This window comes from Campylobacter concisus (assembly GCF_002913225.1).
Classification (GTDB): Bacteria; Campylobacterota; Campylobacteria; order Campylobacterales; family Campylobacteraceae; genus Campylobacter_A; species Campylobacter_A concisus_J.
The window spans coordinates 16,919-39,707 of the sequence record NZ_PPAW01000001.1; the positions used below are offsets into that span (position 1 = coordinate 16,919).

The following is a 22,789-nucleotide window of genomic DNA, read 5'->3' on the forward strand; positions in this document are numbered from 1 at the left end:
GATATGGATTTTAAGGCATTACTTCATCAAATAAGTCAAATTTATCAAAAGCTTTCACTAAAACAAAAGATCGTCGCAGGTAGCTCGATCGTCTTAGTTGTGGCTTTTTTGGTATTTTTAACACTTTACAAAAGTAAAAGTGATAGCTTTGCAGGATATAGCGTTCTTTTTGAAAACATCAGCCCAAGCGACTCAGCCTTAATAGTCGATCAGCTAAATAAAGATGGCATAAAGTATAAACTAGCAAATGAAGGCACTATCCTTGTGCCAACAAGCGATGTATATAAAGAGCGTATCGCGGTTGCAACGCTTGGCATACCAAAAGAGAGCAAGATCGGCTTTGAAATTTTTGACAAGCAAGAATTTGGAGCTACTGATGCTGAGCAGAGAGTTAAATTTCAAAGAGCGCTTGAGGGCGAGCTAGCTAGAACGATCGAGAGCCTCTCATCTATCCAAAAAGCAACCGTAAGAATAGCCATACCAAAAGAGAGTGTCTTTACTGAAAGGCAAGCACTTCCGACCGCTTCTATCGTAGTTGAGCTAAAGCCAGGCGTTAGTCTAAATGCGAAGCAAATTTTTGGCATTAAAAACCTAGTTGCTGCCTCTGTTACAAATTTAAGCACAGAAAATGTAAAGATCGTCAATCAAGATGGCGTCGCACTTGGTGATGAGGACGGAGAGTTTGATAGTGATGCCATAGCTCAGCAGATCCGCTATAAGCGTGAGTTTGAAAATAATTACGAGCAAAAGATCGTAAATGTCCTAGCTCCTATCGTAGGCGGTGCGGATAAGGTCGTAGCAAAGGTAAATATCGACTTTGACTTTGATAAAAAAGATACAAAAAGCGAGGTTTATGACCCAAATAACGTCGTAAGAAGCGAGAGTAATATCGAGGAAAAACGCCAAGGCTCATCTCCAAATGAAGTGGGCGGCGTACCAGGTGCGGTTAGCAATATCGGCCCAGTTCAAGGGCTAGATGACAGCACTTTAAGAGAGCAGTATAATAAAAGCTCACAGCAGACAAACTACGAAATTTCAAAGAAAGTGACAAATGTCAAAGGGCAGTTTGCTAGCATAAACAGAGTAAGCGCAGCTGTCGTTATAGACGGACTTTATCAAAGCAAAAAAGACAAGGACGGCAAGCCAACTGGCGAGCTTGAATTTGCCCCGCTTACCAAAGAGCAAAGAGAATCAATCACAAATTTAATCAAACAATCAATCGGCTACAATCAAAATAGAGGCGATGAGGTGAGCTTGGATAACTTCGAGTTTAAAACTGGCAAAGATGTCAGCACTGGCGAGAAGATGGATGGCTTTATGAATAACTACGTGATGCCTTTCTTGCCGCTACTAAAATACATCTTTGCGCTTGTTTTACTCTACTTTTTCTACAAAAAGGTCATCGTGCCATTTATGCAAAAAATGCTTGAGGAGACCAGAGAGGAAGAGGAGCAAGCCCAGGACGATCTTGAAGAGATCGAGATGGATGCAGAAGATACGCTCGAGAAATTTAAAGCCGCTCGCAAGAAGGTTGAGGAGCAGCTTGGACTTAGTGGTGAATTTAACGAGGACGAGCTAAAATACGACGTCCTTCTTGAAAAGATGAAGATAATAGTCACTGAACGAAGCGAGGAAATTTCAAATTTACTCCAAGATATGGTTAAAAACGATAGTGACTTTAACATGCGTAAGGAAATTTGATGTCTATAAAACTAACCGATAAGCAAAAGATGATATATGACGATCTTTCGATGCCAGAAAAGATCGCTATTTTACTAATCCAGCTTGGCGAAGAGGCGACAGCTCTTATATTTTCTCACATGGATGTTGATGTCATCACTGAAATTTCAGGCTACATAGCGACTGCAAAAAATATAGACAAGCAAGTAGCAGGCGCTATTTTAGAAGAATTTTACGCTCTAATGCAGTCAAACCAATATATGAGAAGTGGCGGCTTAGAGTATGCAAAAGAAATTTTATACCGCACATTTGGCCCAGAGGCTGCTCAGAAAATTTTAGACAAGCTTGCTAAAAGCATGGAAAACTCAAAGAGCTTTGGCTATCTTGATAAGATAAAGCCACAGCAACTCGCAGACTTCATCGTAAAAGAGCACCCTCAAACTATCGCGCTAATCCTAGCCCACATGGACTCAACAAGTGCCGCCGAGACGCTAAGCTTCTTCTCAGATGAGCTAAGAAGCGAGGTGGTGATCAGGATGGCAAACCTTGGCGAGATCAGCCCATCAGTCATCAAGCGTGTCTCAACAGTGCTTGAGGGCAAGCTTGAGAGCCTCACATCTTACAAGGTCGAGGTTGGTGGCCCAAGAGCTGTGGCAGAAGTGCTTAACAGACTTGGTCAAAAAGCCAGCAAAAGCACGATCGAGCGCATCGAACAAAGCGATGATAAGCTTGCTACAACGATCAAAGAGCTTATGTTTACATTTGAAGATATTATCAACCTTAACGCAACTGCGATTAGAGAAATTCTCAAAAATGTCGATAAAAAGGACCTTATGGTTGCATTTAAGGGCTCAAGTGATGGCATTAAGGATAAATTTTTATCAAATATGTCTCAGCGTGCAGCCGAAGCATTCAAAGAGGAGATGCAATACCTTGGTGCTGTGCGTGTAAAAGACGTTGAAGAGGCGCAAAGACGCATCGTTGAGGTCGTTCAAGGTCTAGCTGATCAAGGTGTCTTCCAAGTTGGCGAAGCAGATGAGATGATAGAATGAAAAGTAGCGTAATAACAAGTGAGACCTCGCCGGCTCACTTTATAGAAAATTATAGATTTAAGGTGCTTGGAAGTAACGAAAGAGCTCAAGATAGCGCACCTGTTTTGATAGAAGAAAATAATCTTAGTGAAGAGCTAAATGAGCAAAATTTAGAACAAGGTGGTGAAAATTTCGCACCTCAGATGTCGCACCCAGTGCAACCAAACATGCAAAATCACTTTGTACCTCAGTCTCAAAATAGCCAAGCTCACCAGCCTGGATTTGACTCTAGCTTTGTCGAGGAGCTACTTAAAAAGACCGATGAGCTAAGCAGCAACATCATCAAGCTTCAAATGCAGATAGAAAATCAAGAGAGCGAATTTGCAAAGCGTCTTGAAGCCGAGATCGCCCGTGCAAAAGAGGATGGCAAAAACGAAGGCATAGCCCAAACAAACGCTGCAAACGAGACAAAGATAAGGGAGCTTGAGGCTAAATTTAACGCTTCAGCTGCAAAACTAGACGAGCAGTATGTTAAATTTGATGAGTTTTTAAAAAAGAGCGAGGATGAGCTTGGTCAAACTGCGATAAAGATCGCAAAAGAGGTGATAGAAAAAGAGGTCTCAACGGCTTCTAGTCAGATCGCTCACCACTTAGCTGGCTCACTCATTAAAGAGCTAAGCGACGTAAAAAATATAGAAATTCGCGTTAATCCTGAAGATAGCGAGTATCTAAAAGAGCAGTTTAGTAAAAACGAACGCGTAAAAGTAAGCGCTGATGATGCCATAAGTAAAGGTGGCGTGGTGATCATAAGCGAGGGTGGAAACATCGATGCAACGATGCAAACAAGGCTTGAAAAGCTAAAAATGCTGGTAAATAATGAATAAAGACGTTAAAAGCCTAAATGTCGATGAGCTAAACGCGCTTTGCCACGACATCAGAGATAAAATTTTAGCCACCGTTAGTAAAAATGGCGGTCACCTTAGCTCAAACATCGGTGCAGTCGAGATCATCGTTGCGATGCATAAAATTTTTGACGTTACAAAAGATCCGTTTATTTTTGATGTGAGCCACCAAAGCTACGCGCACAAGCTACTAACTGGACGCTGGGACAGCTTTGATACGCTTAGAAAATTTAACGGTATCAGCGGCTACACAAAGCCAAGCGAGAGCAAATTTGACTACTTTGTGGCAGGTCATAGCTCGACGTCTATTTCGCTTGCAGTTGGCGCTGCAAAGGCGATCAAACTAAAAAATGAAGAGCGCTTGCCAGTGGCTGTCATAGGCGACGGCTCGCTAAGTGGCGGCATGGCGTATGAGGCGCTAAATGAGCTGGGGGATAGAAAATATCCTTGCGTCATCATCCTAAACGACAATGAGATGAGCATAAGTAAGCCAATAGGCGCACTCAGCAAGTATCTAAGCCAGATGATGGCTGGGCAGTTTTATCAAAAATTTAAAGGCAGGGTTGAGCGCTTTTTAAGCTATATGCCAGACTCTGCAGCCTACATGGCTAGACGCATGGAAGAGGGCATTAGACTCATCACTCCTGGCATGTTTTTTGAAGAGCTTGGGCTTGAGTATATAGGCCCAGTCGATGGGCACGACCTTTCAGCGCTTCTTAGCACATTTGAAACAGCCAAAAACATGAAAAAGCCAGTCATCGTGCACGTGCAGACGCTAAAGGGCAAAGGGTATGAATTTGCCGAGGGTTACTATGAAAATTGGCATGGAGTTGGGCCGTTTGATCTAAAAAGTGGCGAATTTATAAAAAGACAGTCAAATAAGTCAGCCACGGCGATCTTTAGCGAGCATCTTTTAAAGATGGCAAGAGAGCACAGCGACATCGTTGGCGTAACGGCTGCGATGCCAACAGGCACTGGCATGGACGCGCTCATACATGAGTTTCCAGACCGCTTTTGGGACGTGGCGATAGCCGAGCAGCACGCAGTTACATCTATGTCAGCCATGGCAAAAGAGGGCTTTAAGCCATTTGTCGCGATATACTCGACCTTTATGCAAAGGGCATACGATCAGGTCATCCACGACGCTTCTATACTAAATTTAAACATAACTTTTGCGATGGATAGGGCGGGTATCGTGGGCGAAGACGGCGAAACGCATCAAGGTGCTTTTGACATTAGCTTTTTAAACGCTGTGCCAAACATGGTTCTTTTTGCTCCAAGGTGCGAAGAGAGCATGAAAAATGTTATGGAATTTGCCTACTCTTACAAAGGTGTCAGCGCGTTTAGATATCCGCGTGGGGCGTTTATCTTAAGAGGTGAGTTTAAGGCTAAGCCGCTAGAGTTTGGCAAGGGTGAAATTTTAGCTGACGCAAAGAGTGACATCGCGTTTTTAGGCTATGGCAACGGCGTTGGCAAGGCAAATTTGGTTAGAAATTTACTAGCTGGCAAGCTCGAAGCTATCCTTGTTGATCTAGTCTTTGTAAAACCACTTGATAGTGAGCTTTTACTAGGTCTTGCAAAACGCACCAAGAAGTGGTATATCTTTAGTGATAGCGCTAAAAAAGGCGGTGTTGGCGAGATCGTAAGCGCATTTTTACAAGAAAATGGCATATCAAATGTAAGCGTTGTTAGCTTTGAATATGATGATAAATTTATCCAGCATGGCTCGACAGCTGAGGTTGAAAAGAGCCTTGGCATAAGCGCTGAGCAAATTACCCAAAAATTACTAGAGAATAATTAATATCATTTAATAAAGAAACGTTTAATATTACTTTTGCTAGCATAAAGCAAAAATTTGTATAGGGGAAAATTATGCAATATGTATCGTTGCTAAAACAGTCTGGGCTTAAAGTAACGCCACAGCGTCTTAGCGTTTTGAGAATTCTTGATCGTCACACACATCCAACGATCGATGAGCTTTATGATGAAATTTTGAAAGAAAATCCATCAGTTTCGCTCGCAACTGTTTATAAAAACCTAAACACTTTAAAAGACGAGGGTCTTGTGGTTGAAGTAAATATAGTCAATCAAAAGGCCAGATACGACATTTATGAGCATCCGCACATCCACGTGGTTTGCGAAAACTGCGGTAGCGTCGAGGATATGAGCTATGATGACTCAGAGCTTGGCAAATACCAAGAGGCGCTTGAAAAAAAGATCGGTAACATCATCGAGCGCCTAAATATCGTTGCTAGCGTAAAAAGCTGTAAGCACTGCCGATAAGGCAAAATTTATGTTGCATAATGCAACATAAATTTTTTTCTTCATAAAACACTTCAAACAAGCCTAAAGTTAGCTTTTTTCTCATTATTTTAAGCACTAACTTGCTAAAATAAACAAAAAATTTCGGAGAAAAATGTGGGTTTGGAGATAGAGCGTAAATTTTTACTCAAAAATTCTCAAATTCTAGATTTTCTAAAAGATACTGGAGTAGTTTTTAAGCACCTTGAAATTTCTCAGTTTTACACCAAGATCACGCAAAATGAAGAGATCCGCTTCAGAAGTGAAGAGGGTAAATTTATAAAAACGATCAAGGTCGGCAAAGATCTTATAAGAGAAGAAAACGAGGAATTTTGCGAAAAGGCGGAGTTTAAAAAGGCTCTAAAAAACCGTATCGGACGCGTCATCACAAAAGATAGATACATTTTTCGGCTTAATAATAATCCATGCAACATCGATGTTTTTAAAGACGGCTTAAACGGCCTTTGCACGTTTGAGATCGAATTTAGTGATGAAAATGAGGCTGTCTATTTTAAACTGCCATCATTTTTGGAGCAGTTTTGTCAAGCTGATGTCACCTGTGATAAAAGATATAAAAACAAATTTCTTGCCATTCACGCAAACGAAAATGAAGAAATCGACTACAAAAGAGCCTACAATGTCTTTAAAAACAAAGAAATTTCGCCAAATTTTACTGCGAATTTAAAAAGTGGCGAGGCACTTAGAGCTTTATTTTTAAGCATATATAAAGAGATAAAGAGGCTAAAGAGTGACTATTTGCAAGATCACGACGAAGAAATTTTGCACAACCTGCGAGTAAATTTAAGAAAAGTTAGGTCGCTACTTAAAATTTTTAACGGTGTTTTTGATGAAAAAGTGACGCTCTTTTTTGGTGAGAATTTTAAAATTTTGGCAAATTCAACTAACAAAAAGCGAGACCTCGACATATTTTTAGACTTTTTAAGTGAGCAAAAGCACGCAAATGAGCTAATTTACTTTGTGCAAAAGGCTCTAAATTTAGAGTATGAAAACGTTAAAAGCTACCTTAGCGACGAGGAAAACTACGCCTTTTTAAAAGAGTGGGAGATATTTTTAAATGAGGGCGAGTTTTACAGATCAAAGCTCTTTGACGTAAGCCTTTCGCGCCTTGGCTCGTTTAAACTAAGAACGCTTCTAGTTTTGGCTCAAAAAAGGCTAAAAAGCCTGAATCAAGACTGCCCAAATGAGAGCTTTCACAAGATCAGGATCGAGCTTAAAAAGGTGAGATATACTTACGAGTTTTTGAGTGAGATTTTTTATTTTGACGGGCTTAAAAAGTATGAAGAGCGGCTAAAAGATATGCAAGAGATCTTTGGTGCGCTTCAAGACTATGACGTCTGGCTGGGCATCTTAGAGCGCTTGCCAGAGGCTGCTGGCAAAGAAAAACTTGAGAGTAAAATCTACAAACAAATTTATAAAACCAGAGAAGAGATACTAAAAAAACGGCTTAAATTTATAAAAGCAACTCGCAAGATCTCGCGAAATTTAAAAATTTACTACATATAAAGGTCTAAAATTTATGCAAAAACAAGAAAAAATAGTTGATATGTTTAACCAGATCGCTCCGACTTACGACGTCGCAAACAGGGTGCTAAGCCTTGGCGTGGATGTGAGCTGGAGGAAATTTGCCTGCAGATATATGCTAGAAATTTTTAAAAATAAAAGCATAAATATCGTGGATGTGGCTTGTGGCACTGGCGATATGATGGGGCTTTGGAGTGAAATTTCAAAAGAATTTGGCGTAGAGGTAAAAAGCCTAACTGGTATCGATCCATCAAGCGGCATGCTAAAAGAGGCGAGGGCGAAATTTCCAAATTTTAAATTTATAGAGGCCTACGCTGATAATACGACGCTTGCAAGCGGTGAGGCTCAAATTTTAAGCATAAGCTACGGCATCAGAAACGTGGTCGAGCGAAAGGCTGCACTTAGGGAGTTTAACAGGGTCTTAGCTGATGGCGGCTACGTAGTCGTGCTTGAATTTACCAAACGCCAAAAAAAGGGCTTCATAACTGCGCTAAGAGATTTTTACCTAAGTAAAATTTTGCCAAGTATCGGCGGCTTTATCTCAAAAAACAAAGAGGCATACGAGTATCTACCAAGCTCGATAGAAAATTTCTTAGACGCAAAGAGCTTTTGTGATGAGCTTATAGAGGCTGGCTTTGAGATAGAGCTTTGCAAGGGCTTTAGCATGGACATTTCTACGCTATTTATCGCTAAAAAGGTAAGAGAGATCAATGCTTAGCGTATCTGAGCTAAACGAAAAAGCAAAGGCTCTGCTTGAAGCGACACTTGACTACGTCGAGGTAAGTGGTGAAATTTCGCGCCTTACTAAGCACGCCTCTGGGCACTGGTACTTCACGCTAAAGGACGAAAAGTCAAGCATCTCAGCTGTGATGTACCGCATGAATAACCAAAAGGTCAAATTCCTGCCAAAAGAGGGCTTGAAGGTCAAAATTTATGGCAAAGTGACCATCTACTCGCCAAGTGGCTCGTATCAGCTGGTGGCTAGTGCGATGCTACCAGATGGCGAGGGCGAGCTTGAGCTTGCGTTTAGGCAGCTTAAAGAAAAGCTCGAAAATGAGGGGCTTTTTGACATCAGTGCAAAAAAAGAGATACCAAATTTACCTAAAAAAATAGCCCTTGTCACAAGCGCCACTTCAGCTGCGCTTCAAGATATGCTAAAGGTGGTAAAGAGCCGCTGGAGGCTAAGTGAAATTTATATATTTGACGCACTAACACAGGGCGAAAGTGCTCCAAGCTCGCTCATAAAAGCCTTGCGCAGGGCTGATAAATACGGCGTAGATGTGATCGTTTTAGCTCGTGGAGGCGGCAGCAAAGAGGATCTTTGGTGTTTTAACGACGAGGGTTTAGCACGTGAAATTTACGCTACAAAAACGCCAGTTATAAGCGCTATCGGACACGAGATAGACTATGTTATAAGTGACTTTGTAGCAGACCGCAGATCGCTTACGCCAAGTGCAGCCATGCTTGATCTTTTGCCTGACGAAGAGGCGTTTTTCCAGTATCTTGATAGGCTCAGCGATGATCTTGATAGCGCCTTAAATTTAAAGATCACAAAGAAGCAAAATCTGCTAAATTTACTACTTTCTAAATTTTCATCAAATGCCCTAAAAGCTAGGATCGAGCTAAAATTTAGCGAGGTGGCAAACAAGCAAAATGCCATAACAAACGCTGTGCAAAGAAAGATCTTGCTTCTTGGCTCAGCCCTTAGCTCGCTTGAGAAGGCTTATGAGATGAGGGAGCTCTTTTTTGAGAGCACGAAGGGGCTTATCGAGGTTAGAAAAGATGGCAAGAGAGCCGATCTTAGGGATTTAAATTTGAATGATGAGATCGAGCTTATCTCGCAAAATACACATAAAAAAGCAATTATCAAGGAGTAAAAATGAGTAGAAAAATCAACTTTAGCGCGGGCCCAAGCGCGATACCACTAGACGTTTTAGAGCACGCAAAGGCCGAATTTACCGACTACAGAGGCGAGGGCTACTCGATCATGGAGATCAGCCATAGAAGCAAGACCTTTGAAGAGATCCACTTTGGTGCGATGGAGAAGATAAGAAAGCTTTATGGCATCGGCGATGAGTATGAAATTTTATTTTTGCAAGGTGGCGCGCACTTGCAATTTAGCATGATACCGATGAATTTATGCCAAGGTGGCAAGGCCGAGTACGCAAATACCGGCGTTTGGACAAACAAAGCCATCAAAGAGGCAAAAGTGCTTGGCGTAAATGTAGATGTCGTCGCAAGCAGCGAGGATGAAAATTTCTCTTATATCCCTGAGGTGAAATTTAGCGATGACGCCGACTACGCCTACATCTGCTCGAACAACACTATTTATGGCACGCAGTATAAATCTATGCCAAAGACCAAATCACCCCTAGTTGTCGATGCTTCGAGCGATTTTTTCGCTAGACCGCTTGATTTTAGCAGTATCGGTTTGCTTTATGGTGGCGCTCAGAAAAATGCAGGCCCAAGCGGCGTGACTATCGTCATTTTAAGAAAAGACCTAGTTGATCGCGTGAGCAGCCAAAACGTCCCTATTTTTTTACGCTACAAAACGCACGTAGATGCCGACTCGCTTTATAATACACCGCCAACTTTTGGAATTTATCTCTTAAATTTAACTATGCAGCACCTGCTAGATCTTGGCGGACTTGCAGAGGTTGAGAAGATAAATGCCAAAAAAGCAAGCACGCTTTATAATATCATCGATAGCTCAAATGGCTTTTACGTGGGTCACGCTAAAAAATCAAGCAGGTCAGATATGAACGTGAGCTTTACGATACCAAAAGATCATGCGCTTGAGCCAGTTTTCGTCGAAGAAGCGCTAAAAGAGGGCATGCTTGGACTAAAAGGTCACAGACATCTTGGCGGCATAAGAGCCTCTATCTACAACGCCGTTAGCCAAAGCGACGTTGAGAAACTTGGCGAGTTCATGAGAGAATTTGCCAGAAAGCATGGCTGATGAACAAGGCAAAAAAAGCTTACGATGAAATTCCTTATTTCTCAGCTGCATTTAGCGACTGCTCGCCTGTTAGGATAGAGGCGGTTGCTAAATTTTTAGGCTTAAAGGCGGCAAATTTAAAAGACGCTAGAGTGCTTGAGCTTGGCTCATCATACGGCGGCAACATCTTGCCATTTGCAGCTTCACACAAAGAGGCAAAGGTCGTTGGCATCGACATCTCAAGCCACCAAGTAGAAGAGGGCAACAAGATCGCAAAGAAGATGGGTTTAAAAAATTTCACCCTTCTTGAGCGCGACTTTTTGCACATGAATGAGCACGATATCAAAGAGCTTGGCGAGTTTGACTACATCATCGCCCACGGCGTTTATAGCTGGGTGAGCCCAAACGTGAGAGACGCGCTGCTAGCTACGATAAAAGCGCTACTTAGCAAGGACGGCATCGCCTACGTCTCTTATAACACCTACCCAGGCTGGAAAAGCCTTGATATCTTAAGAGATTTCATGCTTTTTGCGAGCGCAAATAGGGGCGATAAAGACTCACTTCCTCACGTCAAAGAAGAGCTAAATTTCTTGCAGGATTATTTGAAATTTAGCCTGCAAAACCAAAGCGACGTCGTCTATAAAGACAGCATGAAACTGCTTTTGACGCAGCTAAATTTCTTGCAAGGCATCATCGCAAAGGGGAGTGATTATTACATTTTGCACGACTTTTTGGAGGCGAGTAACGAGCCAACTTACTTTCATAAATTTGCTAGGCACATCGATAAACACGGACTTTGCTACGTCATAGACGCCTCGCTAAACGATATCTTTGCAAGCTCGACTGGGATCTACCGATTTGACGCGCACATCGAGCAAAGCTACAACACTCGCATTAAAAAAGAGCAGCTAAACGACTTTTTGTTTAATAGATCCTTTAGAAAAAGCCTCATCGCTCATAAAGAAAGGCTTGAAGGCGCTGATGATTTTGACGCGGTGCTTGGAGAGAGCGAGCTAAATAGCCTAAATTTTGCCTACTTTAGCGAACAGCCAAGGACAAAAACGCAAGAAATTTTAAGCAAGGCCTATCCGCAAAGTCTAAATTTAAGTGAAGTAAAGGCTGCACTTGGTGAAAGCGAGAGCGAAGCATTTATGGGGCTACTTGAAATTTTAAACGATCAAAACACTAAAATTTCATCATCAAAACTTATTGCGCTTGATTATGAGCCTAAAAAAACTAGGCTAAAGCCTAGAGCTGCGGCCTATCTAGGGTATTTTTTGGAGGATAGTTTGCCAGTTATTTCTTTGGCAAACGAGCTAAATGGCAAGTTAAATTTAAGCGTTGAAGAGATCAAAGCCGCCTTGAAATTTGACGGCAAGACCAGCTTTAAAGAGATCGCAAAGGGCGTAAATTTAAGTGAAAATGAGCTAAAAGAGCTTGCTTTTAAACTAAGCGAAGCCTACTTTTTTGAAGAAATTTAAAAAAAGAGCGTGGCAAATTTAGTCATGCTCTTACTCAAAAAACATATCTTTTAATATCAAACATATCATCGCTATGTAAAAGACCAAAAACCATTTTTTAAGTGTTTTTTTGTCGGTATTTTGCGTCTTTTTGGTGCCAAAGTATGCGCCGATGAGCGAGCCAAGACCTAAAAATGTACCCTCAGCGTATGAGATGTGACCATTTAGTGAGAGTGAGGTGAAGCCGGCAATGGCTGCAAACATAACGAAAAACACGCCCATAGAAACGGCTTTTTTTAGCTCATAGCGTAAAAAGCCTACCAAGATCGGCGCGATAAAGACGCCTCCGCCGATGCCGATGCTAATAGCAAAAACGCCAACAAAAATGCCAACTAAAAATAGCAAAAAGAGTGAATTATTCGCATTTGAGCCGTCGCTGTTTGGTGAAAAGTATAGCTTTATAAGTGAAAAGACAAAAGTTGCTAGAAGCATAGACTCAAGTAAGAGTGCAGGCGCGTGCGATACGATGATACCGCTAAAACTTGCCCCCACAAGACCCCCAAGTCCCAAAAATACGCCGCGGTTTAGCTTTAAAAGTCCAGCTTTGTAGTTTAGATACGAGCCAAATGTCGCGCTAAAGATCATCTGCATGACGCTTATGCCAATGGCAGTTTTGACGTCGTATCCAAAGGCGACCATGATAGGAACGACGACCGTGCCGCCACCGATGCCAAAAAAACCAGCGATGTAACCAACGCCGATACCTAATATAAAAAGTTCTACAAAAAGCATTTTTTCTCCCTTGACTGGTGCAAATTTTAGCCAAGGGGCTCTTAAAAAAATAGTAAAAAAGGCGTAAATTTAAAAATTTAACCAAAATTCTAAAAAGTAAAAGCGAAAATTTTTTATAATCAATAAAAATTTAAAAGGAAAAAGATGCTCTTAGAACAACCACTTTTTTATTATGAAGCGATCAGAGAGAAATTTAAAAATAGCTACCTAGCTGAAGACAAGACGCAGACGATAATCGGTATCGACTGCGAATATATCGACGAAAAAGATATGGACTTTTACGGACTTAGAAGCTACTTTGATACTAATCGTAGCAGATCACTCGCACCTTTTGCAGGGCTTTTTGGCGTTTTTGCTTATGATGGCGTGAGATATTTTGAGTATATCGGCGAAGAGAAAACTAAAAAATATGAATTTCCAAAATTTATCTACGCCGATGCTAAAGCATATCTGCACTTTGATAAGATGAGTAAAATTTACACTTTTTATGGAGATAAAGAGAGGTATTATGACTTTTTGTTAAATTTAAAGGCTGAGCACAGGGGCGAAAAAGAGTGTGAATTTAGCATAAAAACTGATCTTAGTAGCGAGAAGAAACACTTTGAGGATATGGTTGAGGTGGCAAAAGAGTACATAAGAAGTGGCGATGTTTTCCAAGTGGTGCTTGGCGAACTGCTTGAAATTTCAACGAATATGGATAGTCTGGACTTTTATAAAAAGCTAGCTGCCGCAAATCCAAGCCCATATATGTTTCATTTTCCTACGCCTTATGGCGACGTAGTTGGCTCGTCGCCTGAGCTTGTTTTTGAGATGAAAAGTGAGCAAATTTTTGTAGCACCAATTGCTGGCACAAGACCAAGAGGGGGCGATGCAAATGCTGACGTGGCACTTGAAAATGAGCTTTTAAGCGACGAAAAGGAGCTAGCTGAGCACAAGATGCTAATCGATCTTGCAAGAAATGACATCGGCAGGGTCTCAGAGCCAAAGAGCGTGGCGGTAAAAAATGCGATGCATATCCAGAAATTTGAAAAAGTGATGCACATCGTTAGCGACGTCTATGGCAAGTGCGCTAGGGAGCTTAATCTTTTTGATGTGCTAGCTAGCATCTTCCCGGCTGGCACGTTAAGCGGTGCGCCAAAGATCAGAGCGATGCAGATAATCAATGAGCTTGAAATTTTTGAGCGAAATATCTATGGCGGGGGCATTGGATTTTTGCATTTTAATGGCGACGCACAGGTGGCGATCCTCATCCGCTCAGCCATCTTTGTGCCAGCTAAAAACGGCTTTAGTGACGTCTTTGTCGGAGCTGGAGCTGGCATAGTCTATGACTCAAAAAGCGAAAAAGAGTATGCTGAAATTTGCCACAAACGAGCCAGCGTGGTAAATGTCTTTAAAAACAGCGCAAAAGAGGTTTAAATTTAAAGTCACGCAAGTGAAAACTTTAAAAATAAAAGGATAAAATAGCCAGTTAAGCGATGAAAAACATAAATTTTCATTTCCGCAAGGAAAATTTAGAAAAAATGACTTGTTTTTAAAGCTTAAATCTAAAAAATATAAAAGGAAAGTATATGAAAAAAGTTTCATTATTAGCATTGAGTGGCATTATGACACTATCATTACTCGGATGCGATGGGGGGGGGTGGCGCATAGCCTAAAAGAAGTATGCGACAATCCAAAAAAACAATACGAAAGTCTGGAAGCAAACGTATATTATAAATTTATAGAATTTGCAATAGGACCAGGTGAAGATTCCCCAAAAGGAAGTTATGTAAGATTTTATGATGCAAATGGAAATGAAAAAATATATATCCACCAAAATCCAAGTAACACAATGGGATATGACATAAAATATACAAAAAAGGAAGGAGAAATTTTTAAATTAAAGGGAGAACTTCCAAAATGTATTGGTGGTAGCGTTATCGTAAAACTAATAAGAGCAGAATAAAAACAATAGTAGTATCTTACTATCAGACGAATAGTAAGATACTTTAAAAAAGGTAGCTAAAATGTCAGGGCAAAATTTAATCCTAGCCATAACGATCCTATTTTTGGTGGGTGCGCTAAACGTTGGCAAGATGAAATTTAGCTTTGATGAGCGCATTCAAACAAATGCTATGGCAAATTTTACGCAAATTTATGAGTATGAAAATTTACATATCAAAAAAGGTGAGCGTCTTGGAAATTTCGAGCTTGGTTCGACCATCGTCATACTTAGCGAAAAAGATGCGATCGAGTATAATCTCTTTGAAAACAAAGAGCTTAAATTTGCTGAAGCTATCGGTAGGATAAAAGAGTAAAATTGATCCAAAGCTAGCCTAATGCCAAATTTACAGGCTAGTTAAATTTCTATTTTTGCCTATACCGTTTTAAGAATAAATTTGATCTACTATCGGCTTAAATAAATTCAAAAACCTGCAAATCCTTAGCTAGAATTTGATTAAAATCGCTTTGCCAAAAATGCAAGCTACATTAAATCAAAGTGGCAAATTTACCAGCAAAAATTTAAATTTTATATCACATAAATTTACTAAAGATGCAAGCCTAGAAATTTAGTTTAAATTTACAAGCTAGTTAAACACTCAACTCTTAAATTTTATAAACTTAAAGTTGTTCTTTAGTTCATTTTGGGTCGAATTTATCTCGCTAAGCTCTGATTTTACGAAGTTTGTAAGCTCTATCTTGCTCACACTTGGAGATAGGATTTTTATATACTCTTTTTGATTTTTAAGCTCCAAGTTGTTGCTAAAAAGTAGCACTCTAGCATCTAGCTTTAGCCCCGATCTAAGCTCAGATATCGTGGCTATTAGCTCTTTTATATCAAAACCCTCCGCTGCTTCATCCACAAGCGCTAGCGAGCAAGGTTTTGTCTTTATCTTTATCAAAAGCTCGCTAAAGCTATTTGCGATCTCAAGCGTGTTTTGAAACTCACCAAGAGCGCCAGCAAATATCTTATTTTCAAGCTTCGTACTCTTGTAAATTACTATATTTTCATTTTTGCTAAAGTATCTATTTTCTTTGCTTGGCTTATAGTTTTTGATAAATTTAGGCAAAATTTGATTTAGATCATCTTTGCTAAAAGGCTTTCTGATCTTCTCATCAAAAGCAGGTAGCAGCTCTCTTTCAGGGATATTTGAGGTGTTTGAGACCACAGCGACTAAATTTATCTTCTCTTCTTGTAGCGATCTTATCTCTTTTACGAAATTTGCCACGCCATTTTCAAAAAATGAAGCATCGATAAAAACAGCGTTAAACCTATTTAAAAGTAGTGCTTGCTTAAGCTCTTTATGGCTGCTAACGCCTATGACTTCGCAGTCTAAGAAGCTAAAAGCGCGCGAAAACATCTCAAGACTAAGCGGATTTTTATCGCATAGTAAAAAGAGCACTTTCTCTTCAGCCAAGCTCTCGCCCTTGTTCTTCTCCATATAGACAAGCCGCGCAACGCTAAGTGGTGTGAGCGGATCTTTTAGCAAGACTGCATTTTTTATATTTATATTTTTACTCGCACTCTGCCTTGCAAAGACGATGTCGTAGTTTTTCGCTAGTGCTTGGTTGTTTGAGATAATATTTTGAAACCTAAGCCCCATATCTTCTAAAGTAGCTGCGAAAAATTCATTGTATTTTGCATTTATATCAGGCAGATATGCGATCCTTAGCTCGTGATTTAGGCTGAAATTTTGCAGTTTTTGCACCTTTTTTAGGCTAAGGATAAATTTAAACTCATTGCCAGCTCCGCCAAGCGTGCTTATATCAAGGCTTGAGTTAAAAAGCTTTAGATAAAAGCTAGCAAGTCTTAGATAAAACTCGCTCTCTTCGTCATTTATCTCATTTTCATCTTCTGCGTTTAAAGCTTTTATCTGCTCTTCATTTATGAAAATTTGATTTGTCCTTATCTTTGTTTCGATGAGTAAAAGACCGCTTTGACTAAGGGCGTCGCTGACATTTTTTATCTCTACTATCAAGTTGGCAAATTTATCGCATTTTGTCACGATAGCTTGCATGATAGAGCTAAAGACGACGCTTATCTTTTCGCTATCCCCCTCTAGCTCGTCGCTAATGTTTGCATCAAGATAGGTTAAGAAATTTAGCTTTTTCTCTTGCGTGAAAGGTATCTGTGCTTCAAGTATGTTTGAAAATAGAATTTGTGGGTTAAATGGCTTTAAATTTAGTCCAACTTCGCCATTTTTGCTATCAAGCAAGCCTTTTATATTGCTATAATTTATCGCGATTATCTGGCTATTTTTTTCTAAATTTTCAAAAACTAGCTCATTTTTTACCACATTTTCATCTTTTTTAAGTGTAGCGACCGAGCTAAAGATCTGCTCTTTTGATTGATAAAATTTCTTACTTAGCCTAACAAGCAGTCTATCTTTTATCGCTGCAAAGCTTTTTTCTTGCTCATATTTTTGAAGTAGCTCTTTATATAGCGCGATGAAGTTTTCTATTAAATTTTGTGGGTTTCTATCCCCCCTTTTTAAAACCTCATCTCTTACAAGCTTCATTTTTTGGTTTAAATTTTCTAGATCTTTTAGCCAGATGTATGTTTTATAGCCAGCATAAAAGAGCCAAAGCGATAGAAAAAACATCAAAAATGTTAGGCTAAGCACCTTTACTCTAAAGTTATCATTTAGTCTCTTTAGCTCGTCACTTAAGACATTTGCTATCTTGCTAAAGAGCTTGGCTCTATTGCTTTCAAAGGTATATATCTGCAAAATTTCATCACGTGTTAGCTCATTTTTTAGCTTTAGCTTAAGGCGGATCTCGTCATAGCCCTGAGAGGTCTCTATATTATCAAGCCTATCTATATCTCTTATTATGTTGTCTTTTATGTCGCCATTTGGGAGTAAATTTGCATTTATATCATTGTATTTAAGGCTATCTAGAGATTGTTTTAGCGAACTTTCGGTAATTTTTTCTTTACCCATAAGCACGGCTAAGATGTGCTCTTTTGTGGTATTTACGTTTTGAAGCAGCTCATAGGTTCTGAGTAAAGAGAGTATATGACGCTTGATATCAATGTCTAAAGCAACATCTCTAAATAAAATTTGCCCACTTTCAACAGCAGAATTTGCTAACTCAACAAAGCTAAGAAACGAGAGATTAGAGCTCTCCCAACTTGCATTTGCGTTTTTTAAAACTTCATTTAGCCTATCTCTTATCCTTTTATCATCTGGTGTGTTAGAAAGAGTGTTTGATAAACTTTTTACAAACAAATTCTTAGCAGCATTTGCCTCTCTTAAAGCCATCTCATCTTGTGGCGACCTAGTTTTTTCATATCTTTCGTAAGCAATTCTTTCTGAAACGATCGCATCTAAGGTTTTTCTTATCAAACTTTCTCTTTTTACCTCACTATTTATGCTATAAGAGATCCTAAATTTATCAAAGTAGAGTGCGCCATTATAAAAGCAAGTGATAGCAGCCAAAAATATCGGCAAAAGAACCAAAAATTTACTAACTCTCATGGCCAAGCCTTTTTGAAAATTTATTGCAAAGTGTGCTTATTTCGCTTAGTCTTTCATTTATCTGAGCGATCTTTTTAATTTTGTTTGGTCTAGTAAGAAGCGCATCGAAATTTGCCACAAGCGGAGTGATCTTTAAATTTAGAGCCGGCTCTTTTAATATCTTTATGCTCTCTTCTAAAAATTTAGTATCTCTTGCTTGCACCGCACTTTGGATAAAGATCATCTTGTCTTTTGCCTTGCTTAAAAATATACCAAGGTAGGTCGCAAACTCGTTTTTGCTTAAATTTAAAAAGCTAGCCGTCTCGCTAAACCAGCTCTCGTTTAAAACCTCTTCTTCTTTGTCTAAAAGCTCTTTTTCATCTACCTTTAAATTTGGCAAGCGAAGTTTGGTCTTTGCTTTCATTGCAGCTTGTTGGTTTTGGCTGTAAATTTCTGTTTGATCTAGGATTAGAAGCTCGAAATACTCTTCGTTTTTTACTGAGCTGATCTTTGAAAATTTAAGCGTCGCATTTAAAATTTTGCCGTTTTTAGTCTTTAAATTTACTCTTAAATTTGGTCTTTTAGCTAGATAATCTATAAAAACTCCAGGCTCTTTGTAGTCCAAAACTAGCTCGTCAATGTCTTTATGCTCGCTTAAAAACTCCCTTATATCTTTAAATTCAAGCAGACCAAGAGAGATATCTCCCATCGCTAAAATTTGACCGTTTTTATCGTATATTATCACTTCAAATTTCCTTCTTTGAGCGTTAAAAGCTTTGCTGCCACGCTTTTGTTTGTTATTTTTGCTACTTCGTCTAAATTTGCTTCGCTGATTTTATCAAAACTTCCGTAAAAGCTTATTAATTTCGCGATACTACCCTCAGATACGCCAGCTTGTCTTAGCACTGATCTTTGCATATCATTTTTCTGCCTTGTTTTTCTGTGAAAACTGATGACAAATCTATGGCTCTCATCGCGCATTTTTTGGAAAAACTGCAGCTTTTTATCGCTCGTGCTTAGGCTAAAACTGCCATTTTTTGTATAAATTTTATCCTTTGCTTCGCCCTTTGCTCGGTGAGCTTTGGCATCGATCTTTTCTTTTGAGATAGCGATCACATCGACATTTGCGCCGCTGCTTGCTAAAATTTCGCAGGCTAAGCTTAAAAGCGCCTCGCCGCCGTCAATGACCCAAAGATCAGGCGGACTAAGTTTACCAAACCTAAGTGCCCTAGCAGTTAGGCTCTCTCTCATCTGATCATAGTCATTTTTAGAGACAAGGTGCATGTGGCGGTAGTTTTGCTTCGCCCACTCGCCATGCTCATAGCGCACCATCGCCCCGACACTCGCCTCGCCAAAAAGGTGCGAGTTGTCGTAGGCTTCGACCACATAAGGCGTGTGAGCTAGATTAAAATACTCTTTTATCTCGTTTAGTAGCTCGTTATCGTGCGTTTTTAGGTATTTTTCGATGCTAACTTCAGCGTTTTTTGTAGCGATCTCGCAAATTTTACGCTTATCGCCTATTTTAGGGCAAGTGATATTAAATTTACGTCCAAATCTCTCGTTTAAAATTTCCTCCACCAGCTCGCTATCTTCAAAGTTTTCATGGACGTAAATTTTGGTGCTGATTATTGGCTGACCGGCGATAAAGCTTTTTAAAATAGCCTGCTTATAAGCCTCGTTTATCTCGTCACTTTGAGCGTTTTTAGCCTGCGTGATATCGGTTTTTACGCCTGTTATCTTGCCACTTTGCACGCTAAATCTCACTGCGCAGATCATATCATGCACGCAAGCGACTGAGTAGGCTTCAAAGTCTTCAAGCTTGGCTAGATCGACCTCGACCTTTATTTGCATATTTTTAAGCGTCTGCATCTTATCTCTAGTCGCGGCTGCTTGCTCGTAGTCTTCGGCCTTGGCGTAGTTTAGCATGAGCTCTTCAAGGCGAGCGATTAACAAATTTGGATTTTGCAAAGCGGCTGTGGCATCAGCAACTATTTTGGCGTAGCTCTCTTTTGAAATTTTGCCCTCACATGGGGCGTAGCAACGTTTTAGCTGGTGAAAAAGGCAGGCTTTTTTGCCTTTTACGCAGGACTTTTTCTGAACTAGGTTGAAATTTAGATAAAGCGCTTCAAGAAGCTCGCCAGCTCCGCTAAAATATGGCCCAAAATAGCGTATATTTGAGCCTTTTACCACCTTTCTAGTGATCTCAAATCTCGGAAATTCATCGTTTAAATTTATAAAGATATAAGGGTAGGTCTTGTCGTCACGAAGCAAGATGTTGTATTTTGGCTTAAGCTGTTTGATGAAGGAATTTTCAAGTATGAGCGCGTCTGCCTCGCTTGGTGTGACAATGTATTCAAGATGCACAGCCTCGCTTATCATCTTTGAAATTCTTGGGCTTAGCTTTTCAGCTGGAGCTAAGCTTGGGGTAAATTTAAAGTAGCTTTTGACCCTGTTTTTTAAAATTTTGGCCTTGCCAACATATAAAAGTCTGTTTTGTGCGTCAAAATATTGATATACGCCAGGCTCATTTGGAAGCGTTCTTATCTCGTCTATTAGCATCTTGCCTGCTCGTTTTTCTTTAGCAAAATTTCTCTTAGCTCTTCAAATTTCTTATAAATTTGCTCATTTGTGGCTAAATTTTTAAACTCGCCCTTGCTTGCTGGCATGATGAAATTTGACCTTTGCGTAGGTTGTGGCGTGAAAAATTTTAGATATTTGCTCACGATAAATCTTATATTTTCTTCTTTTTTATTTTTTATATAGTTGATCTCGCTAAGAGGTTTTGACTTGATGACGCTTGCAAAAATGCTATCATTTTTGACCTTGCAAAATGTTTTTAATAACTCTTTTATATCATTTATACTACTATCACGTCTAAGCTCCAAAAGCCCTGAGGGATGAGTGAGAACGAAGGTTAATATACCTTCTCTAACATAGCAAAAAGCTATGTAAAATCGCTTTGCTTTACCAATGAGGCGAAGAAGCTCTTGGCACTCGTCTGCCATGCTTAATTTTTCTTTATACAAAGGATTTTCGTGGATAGCATCTATCATAAATTTGGCGTCTTTCATAAGGCAATCTTATCATCTTTTATTTTAATTTTCGCTCTTTTTGCACTTAGTGGCTGCGGCTACAAGGACGATCCATTTTATGGCGATGCACCTGTAAAAGAGAAAAAAACTGACAAGATCAATAAAATTTGATCTTAAATTTCGCGTAAGATAAAAATGTAATGCAAGCTTAATAAATTTAACTAACCTAAATTTTAGGCTCATTTAAGTAAAATACGCAAATTTTTATCTTACAAGGAGAGTATATGAGGTTATTTGGACTTCTAGGCTTGTTTTTTGCTATAGCCTTTGGTGCTGACGGAGAAGCTGCGGCTATTGACTTAACTACTACATGGGCGGGAATTTTATCGCTTATCATTTTTGTTGTTGGATACTTTTTCATAGCAGCAGAAGAGAATTTTCACATCGACAAGGCAAAACCTGCCATCTTTATCGGCACTTTTATGTTTTTGCTAATCGGCGTTTATATGCTTATAAATGGTATGGATGTACATTCGCTAGAGCACGAGGTAAATCACCTGATCCTAGAGATAGCTCAGATCGTCTTTTTCTTGATGGTGGCGATGACATTTATCGAGGCACTTGTTGAAAGAGATGTGTTTAACGCACTTAAATATAACCTAGTTTCAAAAGGCTACACTTATAGAAAGCTATTTTGGCTAACTGGTATTTTGTCATTTTTCATTAGCCCAGTGGCTGATAACCTAACAACAGCGCTTATCCTATCAACCGTTCTTTTAACGATAGATAGAAATAATACAAATTTCCTAGTCGCAGGTGCGATAAACATCGTCGTAGCAGCAAACGCAGGCGGTGCGTGGAGTCCATTTGGCGATATCACTACACTTATGGTTTGGGCAGCTGGCAAGTCGCCATTTTTAGACTTTTTCGCACTTTTCCCAGCTTCATTTATCGGCTGGTTTGTGACAGCGTTTTTACTTTCACGCATCGTGCCAAATACTGCGCCTCATTTTGACGTGGCAAATGAGCCAAAAGTGGTTATGAAAAAAGGCGGTAAAGCGGTTATCTTTATAGGTGCATTTACTATCTTTTGTGCAGTTATGATGCACCAGTTATTTCACTTGCCAGCTATGTGGGGCATGATGTTTGGCTTCTCGCTACTTAGCCTTTATACATATTATTTCAAAAAAGCCCACAAAGATGAAGAGCCTATGAATGTCTTTCACTATATGTCAAAGATCGAGAACAACACGCTATTTTTCTTCTTTGGAATTTTAGCTGCAGTTGGCGCTCTTCACTTTGCTGGATTTTTAAATTACGCTGTGTCACTTTATGATAAATTTGGCTCAACACCTGTAAATATCGGTGTTGGCTTCCTCTCAGCAGTCGTTGATAACGTCCCTGTTATGTCAGCTGTTCTAAAAGCAAATCCAGCCATGGGAGCTGATGTAGGCGAGTCTATGAGTCAGTGGCTACTTGTGACACTTACAGCTGGTATCGGCGGTTCGATGATTAGTTTTGGCTCAGCAGCTGGCGTTGGAGTAATGGGTAAATTAAAAGGAATTTATACCTTTGGTGCGCATATGAAATATGCATGGATGGTAGTTTTGGGATACATCGTATCACTCATTGTTTGGTATGTGCAGTTTGAAATTTTTCACATCTACTTTTAA

19 protein-coding genes and 1 pseudogene are annotated in these 22,789 nt (G+C 39.8%); 15 read left to right on the plus strand and 5 right to left on the minus strand.

Translation table 11 applies throughout. The features are described 5' to 3' along the window. The first annotated feature begins 3 nt into the window (after window positions 1-3). From fliF to CYP26_RS00140, 10 genes are all read left to right on the plus strand, one after another. Window positions 4-1,701: a flagellar basal-body MS-ring/collar protein FliF gene (gene fliF / locus CYP26_RS00095; RefSeq protein ID WP_103629905.1), complete on the plus strand. Its 1,698-nt coding sequence runs from the start codon at window positions 4-6 to the stop codon at window positions 1,699-1,701. Next, on the plus strand, window positions 1,701-2,732 hold the full coding sequence (gene fliG, locus CYP26_RS00100; protein ID WP_012001435.1) for a flagellar motor switch protein FliG: 1,032 nt from the start codon (window positions 1,701-1,703) through the stop codon (window positions 2,730-2,732). Before fliF ends, fliG begins: the two co-directional genes overlap by 1 nt. Next, entirely contained in the window at window positions 2,729-3,595 is an 867-nt protein-coding gene (fliH, locus tag CYP26_RS00105) for a flagellar assembly protein FliH (protein WP_103629906.1), read from the plus strand. Before fliG ends, fliH begins: the two co-directional genes overlap by 4 nt. Beyond that, entirely contained in the window at window positions 3,588-5,414 is a 1,827-nt protein-coding gene (dxs, locus tag CYP26_RS00110) for a 1-deoxy-D-xylulose-5-phosphate synthase (protein WP_103629907.1), read from the plus strand. Before fliH ends, dxs begins: the two co-directional genes overlap by 8 nt. Before the next feature lie 71 nt (window positions 5,415-5,485). Beyond that, window positions 5,486-5,896 carry a Fur family transcriptional regulator gene (locus CYP26_RS00115; RefSeq protein ID WP_009294652.1) on the plus strand — a complete coding sequence of 137 codons (411 nt, stop codon included), beginning with the start codon at window positions 5,486-5,488 and terminating at the stop codon, window positions 5,894-5,896. Between the two features lie 135 nt (window positions 5,897-6,031). Beyond that, a complete protein-coding gene (locus CYP26_RS00120; protein ID WP_258031345.1) occupies window positions 6,032-7,438 on the plus strand; it encodes a CHAD domain-containing protein in 1,407 nt (468 codons plus the stop codon). 13 nt (window positions 7,439-7,451) lie between these two features. Continuing rightward, window positions 7,452-8,174: a bifunctional demethylmenaquinone methyltransferase/2-methoxy-6-polyprenyl-1,4-benzoquinol methylase UbiE gene (gene ubiE / locus CYP26_RS00125; RefSeq protein WP_103629908.1), complete on the plus strand. Its 723-nt coding sequence runs from the start codon at window positions 7,452-7,454 to the stop codon at window positions 8,172-8,174. Then, complete coding sequence (gene xseA, locus CYP26_RS00130; RefSeq protein ID WP_103629909.1) at window positions 8,167-9,333, plus strand: exodeoxyribonuclease VII large subunit; 1,167 nt, start codon at window positions 8,167-8,169, stop codon at window positions 9,331-9,333. Before ubiE ends, xseA begins: the two co-directional genes overlap by 8 nt. A 2-nt stretch (window positions 9,334-9,335) precedes the next feature. Next, the gene (serC, locus tag CYP26_RS00135; protein WP_103629910.1) at window positions 9,336-10,415 is read left to right on the plus strand and encodes a phosphoserine transaminase; all 1,080 of its coding nucleotides are present in this window, start codon (window positions 9,336-9,338) and stop codon (window positions 10,413-10,415) included. Beyond that, complete coding sequence (locus CYP26_RS00140; protein WP_103629911.1) at window positions 10,415-11,875, plus strand: class I SAM-dependent methyltransferase; 1,461 nt, start codon at window positions 10,415-10,417, stop codon at window positions 11,873-11,875. The genes serC and CYP26_RS00140 overlap by 1 nt, the downstream gene beginning before the upstream one ends. A 30-nt stretch (window positions 11,876-11,905) precedes the next feature. On the opposite strand, the gene CYP26_RS00145 is transcribed toward CYP26_RS00140, so the two are convergent. Continuing rightward, window positions 11,906-12,646, minus strand: coding sequence for a sulfite exporter TauE/SafE family protein (locus CYP26_RS00145; RefSeq protein WP_103629912.1), 741 nt, complete (start codon window positions 12,644-12,646; stop codon window positions 11,906-11,908). Window positions 12,647-12,790: 144 nt separating this feature from the next. Here CYP26_RS00145 and CYP26_RS00150 point away from each other — a divergent pair, with 144 nt between their 5' ends. The 3 genes and pseudogenes from CYP26_RS00150 to CYP26_RS00160 form a co-directional block, all read left to right on the plus strand. Next, entirely contained in the window at window positions 12,791-14,062 is a 1,272-nt protein-coding gene (locus CYP26_RS00150) for an anthranilate synthase component I family protein (protein ID WP_103629913.1), read from the plus strand. A 223-nt stretch (window positions 14,063-14,285) separates the two neighbouring features. Beyond that, window positions 14,286-14,591 carry a hypothetical protein gene (locus tag CYP26_RS00155; protein WP_219808998.1) on the plus strand — a complete coding sequence of 102 codons (306 nt, stop codon included), beginning with the start codon at window positions 14,286-14,288 and terminating at the stop codon, window positions 14,589-14,591. Window positions 14,592-14,688: 97 nt separating this feature from the next. Continuing rightward, window positions 14,689-14,943: pseudogene (locus CYP26_RS00160) on the plus strand (phosphatidylserine decarboxylase); the annotation flags it as partial. 282 nt (window positions 14,944-15,225) lie between these two features. Here the strand turns inward: CYP26_RS00160 and CYP26_RS00165 are convergent. The 4 genes from CYP26_RS00165 to CYP26_RS00180 are packed head-to-tail and all read right to left on the minus strand — an operon-like array spanning window position 15,226 to window position 21,089. Further along, window positions 15,226-18,105, minus strand: a complete 2,880-nt coding sequence (locus CYP26_RS00165; RefSeq protein ID WP_103629915.1) for a histidine kinase — start codon at window positions 18,103-18,105, stop codon at window positions 15,226-15,228. Further along, window positions 18,095-18,829 (minus strand): hypothetical protein, encoded by a 735-nt coding sequence (locus CYP26_RS00170; RefSeq protein ID WP_103629916.1) that lies wholly within the window; start codon window positions 18,827-18,829, stop codon window positions 18,095-18,097. Before CYP26_RS00170 ends, CYP26_RS00165 begins: the two co-directional genes overlap by 11 nt. After that, entirely contained in the window at window positions 18,826-20,643 is a 1,818-nt protein-coding gene (gene uvrC / locus CYP26_RS00175; RefSeq protein ID WP_103629917.1) for an excinuclease ABC subunit UvrC, read from the minus strand. The genes CYP26_RS00170 and uvrC overlap by 4 nt, the downstream gene beginning before the upstream one ends. Next, complete coding sequence (locus tag CYP26_RS00180) at window positions 20,637-21,089, minus strand: hypothetical protein (RefSeq protein WP_103629918.1); 453 nt, start codon at window positions 21,087-21,089, stop codon at window positions 20,637-20,639. The genes uvrC and CYP26_RS00180 overlap by 7 nt, the downstream gene beginning before the upstream one ends. Window positions 21,090-21,119: 30 nt before the next feature. On the opposite strand from CYP26_RS00180, the gene CYP26_RS10200 reads away from it, so the two are divergent. Then, entirely contained in the window at window positions 21,120-21,287 is a 168-nt protein-coding gene (locus CYP26_RS10200) for an LptM family lipoprotein (protein ID WP_012001408.1), read from the plus strand. 113 nt (window positions 21,288-21,400) lie between these two features. Further along, entirely contained in the window at window positions 21,401-22,789 is a 1,389-nt protein-coding gene (nhaD, locus tag CYP26_RS00185; protein WP_103629919.1) for a sodium:proton antiporter NhaD, read from the plus strand.

Coding starts and splice junctions, on each gene's coding strand:
- fliF (WP_103629905.1), top strand. CDS start 4: ATGGATTTTAAGGCATTACTTCATCAAATAAGTCAAATTTATCAAAAG.
- fliG (WP_012001435.1), top strand. CDS start 1,701: ATGTCTATAAAACTAACCGATAAGCAAAAGATGATATATGACGATCTT.
- fliH (WP_103629906.1), top strand. CDS start 2,729: ATGAAAAGTAGCGTAATAACAAGTGAGACCTCGCCGGCTCACTTTATA.
- dxs (WP_103629907.1), top strand. CDS start 3,588: ATGAATAAAGACGTTAAAAGCCTAAATGTCGATGAGCTAAACGCGCTT.
- CYP26_RS00115 (WP_009294652.1), top strand. CDS start 5,486: ATGCAATATGTATCGTTGCTAAAACAGTCTGGGCTTAAAGTAACGCCA.
- ubiE (WP_103629908.1), top strand. CDS start 7,452: ATGCAAAAACAAGAAAAAATAGTTGATATGTTTAACCAGATCGCTCCG.
- xseA (WP_103629909.1), top strand. CDS start 8,167: ATGCTTAGCGTATCTGAGCTAAACGAAAAAGCAAAGGCTCTGCTTGAA.
- serC (WP_103629910.1), top strand. CDS start 9,336: ATGAGTAGAAAAATCAACTTTAGCGCGGGCCCAAGCGCGATACCACTA.
- CYP26_RS00140 (WP_103629911.1), top strand. CDS start 10,415: ATGAACAAGGCAAAAAAAGCTTACGATGAAATTCCTTATTTCTCAGCT.
- CYP26_RS00145 (WP_103629912.1), bottom strand. CDS start 12,646: ATGCTTTTTGTAGAACTTTTTATATTAGGTATCGGCGTTGGTTACATC.
- CYP26_RS00150 (WP_103629913.1), top strand. CDS start 12,791: ATGCTCTTAGAACAACCACTTTTTTATTATGAAGCGATCAGAGAGAAA.
- CYP26_RS00165 (WP_103629915.1), bottom strand. CDS start 18,105: ATGAGAGTTAGTAAATTTTTGGTTCTTTTGCCGATATTTTTGGCTGCT.
- uvrC (WP_103629917.1), bottom strand. CDS start 20,643: ATGCTAATAGACGAGATAAGAACGCTTCCAAATGAGCCTGGCGTATAT.
- CYP26_RS00180 (WP_103629918.1), bottom strand. CDS start 21,089: ATGGCAGACGAGTGCCAAGAGCTTCTTCGCCTCATTGGTAAAGCAAAG.
- nhaD (WP_103629919.1), top strand. CDS start 21,401: ATGAGGTTATTTGGACTTCTAGGCTTGTTTTTTGCTATAGCCTTTGGT.